Annotated in this window: 10 protein-coding genes; 4 read left to right on the top strand and 6 right to left on the bottom strand. The window is 66.2% G+C overall.

Annotated features, from left to right (window positions below; genetic code table 11):
* Nucleotides 1-6: 6 nt before the first annotated feature.
* The 6 genes from LMJ30_RS07615 to LMJ30_RS07590 form a co-directional block, all read right to left on the bottom strand.
* A complete protein-coding gene (locus LMJ30_RS07615) occupies nt 7-381 on the bottom strand; it encodes a hypothetical protein (protein WP_229431740.1) in 375 nt (124 codons plus the stop codon).
* A gap of 56 nt (nt 382-437) precedes the next feature.
* Nucleotides 438-3,536, bottom strand: a complete 3,099-nt coding sequence (locus LMJ30_RS07610) for an efflux RND transporter permease subunit (protein ID WP_229431739.1) — start codon at nt 3,534-3,536, stop codon at nt 438-440.
* Between the two features lie 6 nt (nt 3,537-3,542).
* Nucleotides 3,543-4,661, bottom strand: coding sequence for an efflux RND transporter periplasmic adaptor subunit (locus tag LMJ30_RS07605; RefSeq protein WP_229431738.1), 1,119 nt, complete (start codon nt 4,659-4,661; stop codon nt 3,543-3,545).
* 2 nt (nt 4,662-4,663) lie between these two features.
* Entirely contained in the window at nt 4,664-5,212 is a 549-nt protein-coding gene (locus LMJ30_RS07600; RefSeq protein ID WP_371872986.1) for a hypothetical protein, read from the bottom strand.
* A complete protein-coding gene (locus LMJ30_RS07595) occupies nt 5,209-6,417 on the bottom strand; it encodes a TolC family protein (protein WP_229431737.1) in 1,209 nt (402 codons plus the stop codon). The genes LMJ30_RS07600 and LMJ30_RS07595 overlap by 4 nt, the downstream gene beginning before the upstream one ends.
* Before the next feature lie 110 nt (nt 6,418-6,527).
* A complete protein-coding gene (locus LMJ30_RS07590; RefSeq protein WP_229431736.1) occupies nt 6,528-7,055 on the bottom strand; it encodes a hypothetical protein in 528 nt (175 codons plus the stop codon).
* On the opposite strand from LMJ30_RS07590, the gene LMJ30_RS07585 reads away from it, so the two are divergent.
* From LMJ30_RS07585 to LMJ30_RS07570, 4 genes are all read left to right on the top strand, one after another.
* Nucleotides 7,054-7,392 (top strand): hypothetical protein, encoded by a 339-nt coding sequence (locus LMJ30_RS07585; protein WP_229431735.1) that lies wholly within the window; start codon nt 7,054-7,056, stop codon nt 7,390-7,392. The two genes, LMJ30_RS07590 and LMJ30_RS07585, sit on opposite strands and share 2 nt — an antisense overlap.
* 73 nt (nt 7,393-7,465) lie before the next feature.
* Nucleotides 7,466-8,749, top strand: a complete 1,284-nt coding sequence (locus tag LMJ30_RS07580) for a TolC family protein (protein ID WP_229431734.1) — start codon at nt 7,466-7,468, stop codon at nt 8,747-8,749.
* On the top strand, nt 8,746-10,230 hold the full coding sequence (locus LMJ30_RS07575; protein WP_229431733.1) for an efflux RND transporter periplasmic adaptor subunit: 1,485 nt from the start codon (nt 8,746-8,748) through the stop codon (nt 10,228-10,230). The genes LMJ30_RS07580 and LMJ30_RS07575 overlap by 4 nt, the downstream gene beginning before the upstream one ends.
* Nucleotides 10,227-13,373: an efflux RND transporter permease subunit gene (locus LMJ30_RS07570; protein ID WP_229431732.1), complete on the top strand. Its 3,147-nt coding sequence runs from the start codon at nt 10,227-10,229 to the stop codon at nt 13,371-13,373. The genes LMJ30_RS07575 and LMJ30_RS07570 overlap by 4 nt, the downstream gene beginning before the upstream one ends.
* The last annotated feature ends 16 nt before the right edge of the window (nt 13,374-13,389 follow it).

Genomic DNA, 13,389 nt, shown 5'->3' with positions numbered 1-13,389 from the left:
GCCTCCTTACCTGACCGAGAAGCGGACGCTGACGACGTTCTTGTCGGCGAACGTAATGGCGGCGACAGCTTTGCTGCCCTTCGCAAGGACGGTGTCGCCTTTCGCTACAAGCATGTTGCCGCCGGCGGCTTCCAGCGGCACTGCGGTTTTCTGCGTGCCCTTCAAGACCGTCAATGTGCCGCTGGCGCCCGCCATTGGCAGCTCTTTCCCGTGATCGTCGACGTAAATCGTCGCCTTCCCGTCCTTGCTGACCAGTTCAAACGAGATGTCGCCGGCAGTCTGCACGATGCCGCCGTGCTTGGCTTTGCTGCCATGCGCCATTACGTTGCCGGATAAGGCCAGGGTGGTTGCTACAGCTGCGAGTGCAATCAGTTTCTTCATTTCAGTTCTCCAGAATGTGGCGGCTCGGATAGGGCGCCGCCACCCGGCCCATATGGTTAAAAAGCTTCCTGCTCGCTCGACGCCACCAGCACCTCAAGCGGTCTACGTCCCACCAGCCAGAAGATCAGCGGCGTCAGCAGCGAGTCCAGCACCGTTGAACTGACCAGACCGCCAAAGATGACCACCGCCACCGGATGGAGGATTTCCTTGCCCGGCGCGTCGGCCGCCAGCAGCAGGGGCAGCAGCGCGAAGGCCGCGACCAGCGCTGTCATCAGTACCGGGGTCAGGCGCTCCAGCGAGCCGCGCACGATCATTGGCCAGCCGAACGTCTCGCCCTCGAATTTACACAGGTTGACGTAGTGGCTGACCTTCAGGATGCCATTGCGCGTAGCGATACCCGCCAGCGTAATGAAGCCGACCATCGAGGCCACCGACAGCGACACGCCGGCGATCCACATCGCGATCACGCTGCCGACCAGCGCAAACGGAATATTGCCCATGATGATGAGTGCAAGCGTCGACGATCGGTAGCGCGTGTACAGCACCAGGAAGATCAGCAGCAAGGACGCCAGCGACAGCCCGACGATGAGCTGCTGGGCCTGCTCCTGCGCCTGGAACTGGCCTTCGATACTGACGAAGTAGCCATCTGGCAGCCTGGCGCTTGCCACCGCCTTGCGCACATCGGCAATGATGTCGGACATGTTGCTGCCGTCGGTATTGGCATACACGACGATGCGGCGGCGGCTGTTTTCGCGCCCGATCTGGTTGGGGCCATCGCCTTCCTCGACGGTGGCAATGGCCGACAACGGGATGCGCCCGGCCGGGCTGTCGATCATGACCCGTTCCATATCCTGCGGCGTGCGGTTGGCATCAGACAAGCGAACGACCAGGTCGAAGCGGCGCGCGCCATCGATAATCTGGGTCACGCGCGTACCTTCCGCCAGCGACTCCAGCGCGGCCAGTACCTGTCCTGTTGCCAGGCCGTGCTGCGCCGCCTTGCGGTAGTCCACGTGCACCTTAATCTGCGGAATCAGCACCTGCCGTTCAACCGACAGGTCGACCAGGCCCGGAACCGTCGACAGGCCCGAACGCAAGCCGTCAGCCAGTCCGCGCAGCGTATCCAGGTCATCGCCGTAGATCTTCAGCGCAATCTGGGCGCGGACACCGGACATCAGGTGGTCGAGGCGATGCGAAATCGGCTGGCCGATCGCCACCGAAGCGGGAATGCCTGACAGCTGCGCGCGGATGCTGGCCATGATTTCCTCGCGGCTGCGCTCCGACGGCTCCAGGTCGATGTCGAGCTCGGACGAATGCACCCCTTCGGCATGTTCGTCGAGCTCGGCGCGTCCGGTGCGCCTACCCACCTTGGTCACCTCGGGCACCTGGCCGATCAGGGTTTCCGCGAGCGCGCCCATGCGGTTCGCCTCGGCCAGCGAGGTGCCCGGCGTAAAGGTCATCCCCATCACCAGCGAACCTTCGTTAAACGGCGGCAGGAATGCACGCGGGAAGAACGGCACCGACGCCGCCGCGGCCACGACGGCAATCAGGGCAAGCGCCAGGATGGCGCGGATGCGGCCGAACGACCAGTTGAGGACGGCGCTGTCCCACGCTTTGAGCTTGCGCACGACCGGACTGTCGCCCTTGTGCAGGCGCTTCATGCGCGGCAGCAGGTAATACGCCAGCACCGGCGTCACCGTCATCGACACCAGCATCGACGCGAGGATCGACGCGATGTAGGCAATGCCAAGCGGCGCGAACAGGCGGCCCTCGATGCCCGGCAGCGCGAACAGGGGCACGAACACCAGCACCACGATGATGGTTGCGTACACAATGCCCGAGCGCACTTCGACCGATGCGCGCCAGATCACTTCGAGCACGGACAGCCCGCTCTCGGCGCGCTGCTTCAGGCGCCGCATGATGTTCTCCACGTCCACCACCGCATCGTCCACCAACTCACCGATGGCGATCGCCAGCCCGCCCAGCGTCATCACGTTGATCGACTGGCCAAGCAGGTGGAAGGCCAGGGCCGTCACGCCGAGCGACAGCGGGATGGCGACCAGCGAGATCAGCGTGGTCCGCACGCTGAGCAGGAAGGCGAACAGCACAATGGCCACCAAAATGGCGCCGTCGCGCAGGGCTTCGACCACGTTGCCGATCGACGAGTCGATGAAGTTGGCCTGCCGGAACAGCACGACAGGCTGCGCCATTCCCTTGGGCAGCCCCTGTTTCAGCTCGGCGAGCGCGGTTTCGATGTCGCGCGTCAGGCGCACGGTGTCGCCCGAAGGCTGCTTCTGGATACTGAGGATGACGGCGGGTTTGCCGTTCAGCCCGGCGTCGCCGCGTTTGAACGCCGCCGCGTAGCGCACGCTGGCTACCTGCTCCAGCAGCACCGGCGTGCCGTTGCGGTAAGCAACCGCCAGGCCCTTGGCGTCCTCGAGCTTGTTGGTGCGTCCCAGGTTCCTGATCAGGTATTCCCGGCTATTGAGGTCGATAAAGCCGCCACTGGTATTGGCGGCGAACCCACGTAGCGCGTTGCTGACCTGGTCGAGCGAAACGTCAAATTGGGCCATGCGCGCCGTATCCGGCTCGACCCGCAGCTGGCGCACTTCGCCGCCAATCGGAATTACCTGCGACACGCCGGGAATCGACAGCAGGCGTGGGCGCAGGACGAAGTCGGCGTACTCGCGCGCCTTCATCGGGTCGGTCACGGCAACGTCGATCGGCAGGGCGATCAGCATGATTTCGCCCATGATCGAGGAAACCGGCCCCATCATCGGCGCGATATCGCCGGGGAGTTGTTCCTTGACGAGGGCGATGCGCTCGGACACCAGCTGGCGGTTGCGATAGACGTCGGTGCCCCAGTCAAACTCGGCGTAGACGATCGACAGGCCGACGCCGGAGACCGAGCGCACCCGGGTCACGCCCGGCATGCCGTTGAGCGCCGTCTCGATCGGGAACGACACCAGCTGCTCGACTTCCTCGGGCGCCATGCCACCTGCCTCGGTGAGCACCGTCACGACTGGCTTGTTCAGGTCGGGGAACACGTCGACCGGTGTGCGCCAGGCCGTGTAGCCGCCGTAGATCATCAGCATCAGGGCGGCGGCCAGTACAAACAGCCGGTTTCTCAGGCTAAAACTAACAATGGAATTGAACATGGGCGGCTACCTGATCTGGTTGATCAGCGCCGCGCCCGACACCACCACCCGGTTGTCTGCGCTCAGCCCCTTGGTGACCACCACGGTGCGTGCGTCGAGCGCCCTGGCTTCCACCGGCAAGGCGATGAAGCGCTGCGCGCCCGACTTGATCCACACCACCGTCTCATTGGCAGGGTTGCGTGCCAGCGCTTCGGCAGGCAGTGCGATGCCCTTTACCTTGGTGCTAAGCTTGGCCAGGACCGTGACAGGCTGGCCCACGGCGAGGCCGACATCGTTGCCGGCGGCGCGGAAATTGAGCGGCAGGGCGCCGTCGCGCAGGGCACGCGCGCCGCCAAGCAGGGTCAGCTTGACTTCGGGCGACTGGAGCAGCGTGGCTTCGCTGATCCGGCCGGCAAGGGTGGCGTCGGTGGCCATGGCTTCCACCAGCATGCGCTGCGGATCGACAATGTCAAACAGGACATCGCGCGACTCGACGATCTGGCCATTCAGGATCGACGCGCTGGCAATCACGCCGCTGGCCGGCGCGATGATGGCCTGCACGCCGCTGATCGACCCGGCGACGGCGCGCTCGCGGCCCGTAATGCTGGACAGCTCAGCTTTTGCCGCCTCGATTTCCTTGGCGGGCACCGTGCCTTCCAGCGACTCAAGGCGCTGCACGCGGCGCGCCAGCAAGGCGCGGTTGGCGCGCAGGTCAGCCAGCTGGGCGGCCTGGTTGCCGCGCTCGATGGCGTCGCTTACCGGGCTGATGCGTGCAAGCACCTGGCCCTTGCGCACCTGCTGTCCGGCCACGGGCAGCCCGTCGGGACCGGGCTCGATGCGCCCGGAGAAGGGCGCCTGGACCCGGCCGCCAGCATTCGGATCGATGCTGGCGCGCGCGTTCAGCTGCACGGTCAGCGGATGCTCGCCTTCCTGGACCATCAGTGTGCGGATGGCCATGCGCCGCTGCGCCAGCTTCGGCACGTTGACGCTGCCGTCGGGCAGGCGGGCCAGGCCACCGGCCGTGCCTACGGCCTGGTCGTCGAGGTGTTCGCCATTCGGGCCATGCGCGCCTGGAGAAGCGGCGGCGGAAAGCGACAGGATCGCGCCAAACACGCAGGCGGCGAAACGGAGTTGGACGGTATTCATGGTCAATTTCCCTTCCGATTCTGGCGGCGGCGTACAAATGCGATGGCGGCAACGATTGCAGCCGCGATGGCGGCCCCGATAAGCCATGGCCATGCGCCAGAACGCTCAGGTTCATGTGTTTGTTCGGGGCTCACGACCAGGGTGCCTTCCAGCAGGTCGCTCTCGTCGCCGGCGACCAGGGTGAACAGCAGCGGGTGCGAACCGGGCTTCGACAGTGCCGCAAGCAGCTTCGGGTCGTCGATGGCGTAGTCGCCCATATCCTTGTGGAACTTGGCCTGGGCCTTCAAGCCTTTGTGCTCGACTTCAAGGATGGCGTTCAGCACGGGCTCGTTGGTTTCATACCGGTCGATCAGCACCGACAACTCGCCGCCGGACAACTGCCCGACCAGTTCAAACGCTTCGGTGAACGTTTCCACGCGCGGGGCTGCACTGCCGCTGGCGGTGGCGGCAGGACCGTCGAGGTGTTCGCCGTTGGGGCCGTGTGCGCCGGGGGAGGCAAATGCTGGCGCCATGACGCACAATGTAATCAGGAGTATGTGTAGGTATTTCACGGAAGAAGTCCTCGAGCTTGATTGAGTTGCGCGTGTGCCGCGCCCAGCGCGACGCGCTGCTGGCGAACGGCCACGTCGGCCTCATGGGAAAGCGCATTTGAACGGAGCACCTCGGCTAGGCTGCTCTCGCCAAGGCGGAATGATTTTTCCAGCAGTGCCTTGTGTTCGTGCATGGCCGCCGCGCGGCTGGTCGCCGCCGCCAGGGCCGCTTCGGCGTGGGCTACCTGCTCGCGCGCCAGCGCGGCGTCGGACGCGACCGTCGCTGCGGCCTGCGCCGCTTCGGCAGCAGCCGTGGCCAGCTGGGTCTGGGCCAGCGATTCTGCTGGGCGGTTGCGCGCTTTGCTACCGATTGGAAATTGCAGTGCGATGCCAATGCTGCGGTTCGGTTCGGCCAGGTTGTTTTCAGTCTCGTGCCTCAGCGACACGGCAAGGCTGGGCGATTCGCTGCGCGTCGCCTCCGCCAGCCGCAGTCCTGCCAGCGCCCGCGACTCGGTGGCGCGCGCGGCGGCGAGCCGTGCGTTGACGCCATCGGCCGGCTCACGCAGCGGTTCCGGTTCGAGCGGAGGAAGCTCGGCAGTTCCGGTCAGCACCTGATAACGCGCCAGCGCCTGGGCCGCCTGGGAGCGCGCCATCGCCAACGCCACCACGGCGGCATGCACTTCCTGCTGCGCCAGCAGGCCGTCGCTACGGGCCAGGTCGCCGGCTTTTACCCGGCTCTGCACCTCGTCCGCAAACTGCTCCAGGTGGTGGAGATGGTCATCTTTCTCTGCCAGCACCTCGCGGGCGGCGGCCGCTTCCCAGAACCGGATGCGCACTTCGCCGGCCACGGCAAGGCGAGCTTGCAGCAACTGCGCGGCGACTTCGTCGGTGCTGCGCGCCGCCCACGCCTGGCGCGCGGACTTTTGCCCGGGCAGCCAGAAGGGCGCGGACACCGACAGTTCCGATTCGCGCTGGTCGCGCAGGCTCGGCGAGCGGTCGTTACGCTGGGCCAGGCCAACGGTGGGGTTTCCAGCGATCCAGGACTGGGCGGTCGAGCGCGCGGCGGCAGCTTCCTCCTGGCGCGCTTCCAGCGTCCTGACCTCGGCTGAGCGTGACCAGGCATGTTCTACAACGGTTTTCAGGTTCGCGGGCGGTGCTGCGCTTGCCAGGCACGGCAAGACGATCGCAGCACCCGCAATATATAAAGACAGGCGACGGGCGCGCATGTTTTCTCCATCAGGTGATCAAAAACAATCACCGAGGGCGAGCGCTCAGGCGCAACGCGAAGTTGCGGCCCGGGCGGGTCGATTACGTGGGCAATCGGTCCCTCGGCAGCTTAGCCGAGGGCTGGGGCAGGAGGGCGAAGCGGCCCGTCCAGGTAGGGATCGGGAATGAAGCGCGAAAACTCGGTCTTCAGCAATGAAACGAGCTGTTCAGGTGCGACTGGCTGTTTCGGCACCGAGAGATCGGCAGGTTGGGTGCAGCTGGAATGGTCCTGCACATGCTCGGACGATTCTTCGGAATCGTCGTAGTGCAGCGAACCGTCACCATCGTGATGGTGTGGAACATGGCCATCGTGGGCGATTTCGTGTTCCATGCTGACATTCGTCCCGAACATGGCGGCGCCGCCTTGCAGAGCAAAGCTTTGCAGGGGCAGGCACATCAATAGCAGGATACAGATGATTCGTCGCACAATGAATCCTTGGAACACTGTCCCGATTATATCAGTTGAACCAGCCGCGGCCAACTCATCGGCGGGTTGACGCGATGATGGCAGCGTTGTAGCATCGCCCCCGACCATGAAGATTTCCCGCCCATCCCGCCTGATTGCGACGTTCATTGCGTTGTTCAGCATCCTGTTCATGCAGCTTGCTGTGGCCTCGTACGCCTGCCCGTCACTGGGTGCCGGGGCAGGTGGCCAGACGATGGCCGCCGCGATGGCCGATGACAGCATGCCGGGTTGCACCGACATGGACCCGGTGCAGCCGAGCCTGTGCCATGCGTATGGACAGGTGGGCGACCAGTCGCTCGACAAGCCAGCGGTCCCGCCGCTGCAGCCTTTCCTCGCCGTCGGTTTCGGCCTGCAGGTCAGTCCGCTGGCGACCAGCCATGCGGTACCTGTCGGCCGCACGCACGCTACTTTCCTGACCCACGCGACAGCGCCGCCGCTCGCGATTCGCCACTGCTGTTTCCGCATTTGATCCTCCCGCTTGCCTTGTTTCCTGAACGCCGCGCGCTTGCGCCGGCGACGTATCCATTGCATCCGGAGGTTTCATGTCATCCCACTTCACCCGGGCCGCGCGCGCCCTGGGTTTCATCCTGCTTGGCACGCTGTGCGGCGGGGCGCTCGCCATCGACGCCCCGCTCACGCTGGAAGAAGCCACCCGCCTTGCCGTAGAGCGTTCGCGGCTGGTCGCGGCAAAGGAATTCGCCGCACAGGCATCGCAGTCCAGGGCGGTCGCAGCCGGGCGCCTGCCTGACCCGGTGCTCACGATCGGACTCGACAACCTGCCCATTGACGGCCCCGACCAGTTCAGTACGACACGCGATTTCATGACCCAGCGCCGTATCGGCCTGATGCAGGAGCTGACCGCCCCCGCCAAGCGGCGCCTGCGCGCCGAGCGCTACGAGCGTGAAGCCGACAAGGCGTCGGCGGAAAAAGCCGTGGCGATGGCGGACATCGAGCGCGCGACCGCGCTGGCCTGGTTCGACCGTTCCTATGCGGAGTCGATGGCCGGCGTGGTGGCGGAACAGGCCAGGGAGGCGGAGCGCGAAGTCGAGGCCGCGCAGGCCGCGTACCGGGCAGGGCGCGGCTCCCAGGCCGATATCCTGAGCGCCCGCAGCGCCCTGGTGGTGTTGGCCGACCGCGCGAGCGAACTTGGCCGCCGCATCGACAACGCCAAGCTCAAGCTGTCGCGCCGATTAGGCGATAGCGCGCAACGCCCGCTCGCGGCACCGCCCGCAAGCAGCGCCACCGCACCCGACCCGCATGCAATCGAGTCCCTGCTGGCGCAGCACCCGCACATTGCGGTGCTGGCCAGCCGCGAAGCCATCGGCGTGGCTGAGGCGAAACTGGCCCAGGCCGACAGGAAATCGGACTGGAGCGTCGAAGTGGCCTTCCAGCAGCGCGGGGCGGCGTACTCCAACATGCTGTCGGTCAGCGCATCGGTCCCGCTGCAATGGGACCAGAAAAACCGCCAGGACCGCGAGTTGTCGGCACGGCTGGCCGAAGTCGAGCAGGCAAAAGCCGAACGCGACGACGCCTTGCTCGACCAGCTTGCCGAGGTGCGCGAAATGCTCAATGACTGGCGCACCAGCCGCGAACGGCTGGCCCGCTACGAGGGCGAACTGATCCCGCTGGCGCTGTCGCGGACAGCGGCACAGACGGCGGCATACCGGGGTGGCAAAGCCTCGCTTGGCGACGTGCTGGCGGCCCGCAGCGCCGAGTTGTCGGTACGCCTCGAGGCACTCCAGGCCGAGGCCGACGCCGCCCAATTGTGGGCCAAGCTTCATTTCATCTTCCCGCGGCACAGCGCCGCCAGCAAGGCAGAACAATGAACACCAAGAAGAAGATCCTCCTGCCGCTGGCCGCCGCTGTCCTGGCCGGCGCCGGCTATGGGCTGTACATTCTCGGCATGCAGCAGGGCATGGCACACGCGCCCGCCGCGGCCCCCGCTGCCGCCGACAAGAAAGTGCTGTACTGGCACGACCCGATGGTGCCCGGCCAGCGCTTCGACAAGCCGGGCAAGTCGCCATTCATGGACATGGAGCTGGTGCCCGTCTATGCCGGCGGCCAGGGCGCCGCGGAGGGCGGCGTGTCGATCGATCCCCGGGTCCAGCAGAACCTCGGGGTCCGTACCGCCGAAGTCAGGCTGGGAACCCTCGCGCGCGCCATCGAGGCGGTCGGCAGCGTCGCGTACAACGAGCGCGACGTCGCGCTGGTCCAGGCGCGCAGCGATGGCTACGTTGAAAAGCTGTTGGTGCGGGCGCCGCTCGATGCGGTCAGCAAGGGCCAGCCGCTGGCCGAGCTGTACGTCCCGGAATGGGTGGCGGCGCAGGAGGAATTCCTCGCCGTCAAACGCATGCAGGGTAGCGACATGGCACAGTTGGTCGACGCCGCGCGCCAGCGGATGCGCCTGGCGGGCATGAGCGAGTCCCAGGTCCGGCAGGTGGATGCGAGCGGCAAGGTGCACCCGCGCCTGACCGTGCGCGCGCCCGCTGGCGGGATCGTCGCCGAGCTGAACGTGCGCGAGGGGACGACAGTTTCGACGGGCGCGCCCATGTTCCGGATCAACGGTCTCGACACGGTCTGGGTCAACGCGGAGCTGCCCGAATCGCTGGCCGCGCAGGTGCGCCCGGGCTACGCGGTCGACGTGCGCGCGGCTGCGTTGCCGGGCGCTGTCTTGAAGGGCAAGGTCAGCGCGGTCCTGCCGCAGGTGGCCACGGCAACGCGCACCCTGACCGCGCGGGTGGAGCTGCCCAACCCCGGCCACCGGCTCGTGCCGGGCATGTTCGCGACCCTGCAGTTCAGTCCATCCGCGCCTGCGCAGGTGTTGGCCGTCCCGACCGAAGCGCTGATCCGGACCGGCACGCGCACCGTCGTCATGGTGGCGCAGGGCGAAGGCAGGTTCCAGCCGGTCGACGTTGAGACCGGCGCTGAGGCGGACGGCCAGACCGAGGTTCGCAAAGGTCTCGAAGCCGGGCAGAAGGTCGTCGTCTCGGGGCAGTTCCTGATCGATTCGGAGGCGAGCCTGCGCGGCACGGCGCTGCGCATGGAGGCGACGCCAAAGCCCGCGGCCGGCGCGGTCCACAGCGCGCAAGGAAAAATTGAAGCCCTCGCCAAAGACGAAATCACCCTGTCGCACGGCCCTGTTGCGACCCTCCAGTGGCCGGCGATGACGATGGGATTCCAGGCGCCCGAGGGCGGCCTGCCGGCGGCGCTGAAGGTGGGCGATACCGTGCAGTTTGAATTCCGCGAGACAGAGGACGGGGCATACAAGCTCACCGGCATCAAGAAAAGCCAGGGTGGCCAGCCATGATCGCCGGCCTGATCCGCTGGTCGATCGGCAACCGTTTCCTGGTATTGCTGGCCACCGTCATGCTCACCGCATGGGGAATCTGGTCGCTGCAGCGCACGCCGCTCGACGCGCTCCCGGACCTGTCCGATGTCCAGGTGATCATCCGCACCAGCTATCCCGGGCAGGCGCCACAGATCGTCGAGAACCAGGTGACCTACCCGCTGACCACCACGATGCTGTCGGTGCCGGGCGCCAAGACGGTACGTGGCTACTCGTTTTTCGGCGATTCTTTCGTCTATGTGCTGTTCGAAGATGGCACCGACCCGTATTGGGCGCGTTCGCGGGTGCTGGAGTACCTGAGCCAGGTGCAGTCGCGGCTGCCGCGCCAGGCCGTGGCCGCGCTCGGCCCGGACGCGAGCGGGGTAGGGTGGGTCTACGAGTATGCGCTGGTGGACCGCAGCGGCAGGATGGACCTGTCGCAGTTGCGCGCGCTGCAGGACTGGTTCCTCAAGTACGAACTGAAGACGGTGCCGAATGTGGCAGAAGTGGCCAGCATCGGCGGCATGGTGCGCCAGTACCAGGTCGTGCTCGATCCCGTAAAGATGCGCGCGTATGGCATCGCCCACGGCGCCATCATCGACGCGGTGCAGAAGGCCAACCAGGAAAGCGGCGGCTCGGTGCTGGAACTGGGTGAAGCCGAATACATGGTGCGTGCCGGCGGCTACCTGAAGTCGCTGGGCGACTTCGCTGCCATCCCCCTGGCCACCACCGACGCAGGCGTTGCCGTCAGCCTGGGCGATGTGGCGCGCATCCAGCTAGGACCGGAAATGCGGCGCGGTATCGCGGAGCTCGATGGCGAAGGCGAGGTGGCCGGCGGCGTGATCGTCATGCGGTCGGGGAAGAACGCACTGGAGACAATCGAAGCGGTCAAGGCCAGGCTGGCCGCGCTCAAGCCTAGCCTGCCAGAAGGCGTCGAGATCATCCCCACTTACGACCGCTCCACGCTGATCGAGGGCGCGGTCGGCAACCTCAAGGAAAAGCTGGTCGAGGAATTTATCGTAGTGGCGCTTGTCTGCGCCATGTTCCTGTTTCACCTGCGCTCGGCGCTGGTGGCGATCGTCACGCTGCCGGTGGGCATCCTGGCTTCCTTCATCGTCATGCACTACCAGGGCGTTAACGCCAACATCATGTCGCTGGGCGGGATCGCCATCGCGGTGGGCGCGATGGTGGACGCCGCCGTGGTCATGATCGAGAACGCGCACAAGCACATCGAAGCGTGGAACCACGCGCATCCCGGCAGCGAACTGAAAGGAAAGGAGCACTGGGGCGTGATCGGCGACGCCGCCGCGGAAGTGGGCCCGGCGCTGTTCTTCTCGCTGCTGATCATCGTGCTGTCCTTCATCCCGGTGTTCACGCTGGAAGCGCAGGAAGGCCGGCTGTTCGCGCCGCTGGCCTTCACCAAGACCTACGCGATGGCTGCCGCGGCAGGCCTGGCGGTGACCCTGATTCCGGTCCTGATGGGCTACCTGATCCGCGGACGCATTCCCGCAGAGCAGAAAAATCCGCTCAACCGGGTCCTTACGGCCGCGTATCGTCCGCTGCTCGAACAGGTATTGCGCTTTCCCAAGCTGACCCTGGTGGCGGCCGGCCTGGTCGCCATCGTCACGGTGTGGCCGATGACCAGGCTGGGCGGCGAATTCATGCCGCCGCTGGACGAGGGCGACCTGCTGTACATGCCGTCGGCCTTGCCCGGGCTGTCGGCAGGCAAGGTGGCGCAACTGCTGCAGCAAACCGACCGACTGATCAAGACGGTGCCCGAAGTGCAGCGCGTGTTTGGCAAGGCCGGGCGCGCCGAGACGGCGACCGACCCGGCGCCGCTGGAGATGTTCGAGACCACCATCCAGTTCAAGCCGCGCGACCAGTGGCGGGCCGGCATGACAACCGACAAGCTGGTCGCCGAACTGGACCGCGTGGTCAGGGTGCCCGGCCTGTCCAACATCTGGGTGCCGCCGATCCGCAACCGGATCGACATGCTTGCCACTGGAATCAAGAGTCCGGTCGGCGTCAAGGTCGCCGGCACCGACCTCCAGCAGATCAACCGCATCGCCGCTGAAATCGAGAAGGCCGTCAAGCGGGTGCCAGGTGTGTCGTCGGCGCTGGCCGAACGCCTTGCGGGCGGGCGCTACATCGACGTCGACATCCATCGCGGCGCGGCGGCGCGCCATGGCCTCAACATTGCGGACGTGCAGGGCGTGGTCGCGTCGGCGATCGGCGGCGACAACATTGGCGAGACGGTCGAAGGCCTGCAGCGCTTCCCGATCAATGTACGCTATCCGCGCGAGTACCGCGATTCAATCGAGAAGCTGCGCCAGCTGCCCGTGCTCACGCCGCGCGGCGCCAGCATCGTGCTGGGCGATGTCGCGGCGATCCGCATCAGCGACGGCCCGCCGATGCTCAGGAGCGAGAACGCCCGCTTGTCGGGCTGGGTGTACGTCGACCTCCGGGGTCGCGACATGGGCTCGGCGGTGCGCGAGATGCAGCAGGCGGTCGCCAGCGAGGTGAAGCTGCCGCCCGGTTATTCGGTGTCGTGGTCGGGGCAGTTCGAATACCTGGAGCGGGCCGCCGCCCGGCTCAAGGTGGTGGTGCCCGCCACGCTGCTGATCATTTTTGTGCTGCTGTACCTGACCTTCAAGCGCGTGGACGAAGCCTTGCTGATCATGGCGACCTTGCCGTTCGCGCTGGCCGGCGGCGTCTGGCTGCTGTGGGCACTGGGGCACCACGTGTCCGTCGCCAGTGCGGTCGGCTTCATTGCGCTGGCGGGGGTGGCCGCCGAGTTCGGCGTGATCATGCTGATCTACCTGAAACATACGTGGGAAGGCCGGGTGGGGGAGGGCAAGCACAGCGAGGCGGACCTGCTTGATGCGATCCGCGACGGTGCAGTGCTGCGCGTGCGGCCCAAGGCGATGACGGTTGCGGTCATCGTCGCGGGGCTGGTACCGATTGTCATCGCTACGGGTCCGGGCTCGGAAATCATGCAGCGCATCGCCGCACCGATGGTCGGCGGGATGATCACCGCTCCGCTGTTATCGATGTTTGTGGTGCCGGCAGTGTACCTGCTGATGCGCCGGCGCGAACTGCGTGTTTTGCATACCAGAGTAGGGTAAGATGGCGGCCTCATGA

This window comes from Massilia agrisoli (genome assembly GCF_020831365.1).
Taxonomy (GTDB): Bacteria; Pseudomonadota; Gammaproteobacteria; order Burkholderiales; family Burkholderiaceae_D; genus Telluria_A; species Telluria_A agrisoli.
This window is presented reverse-complemented; position numbering and strand designations above follow the sequence as displayed.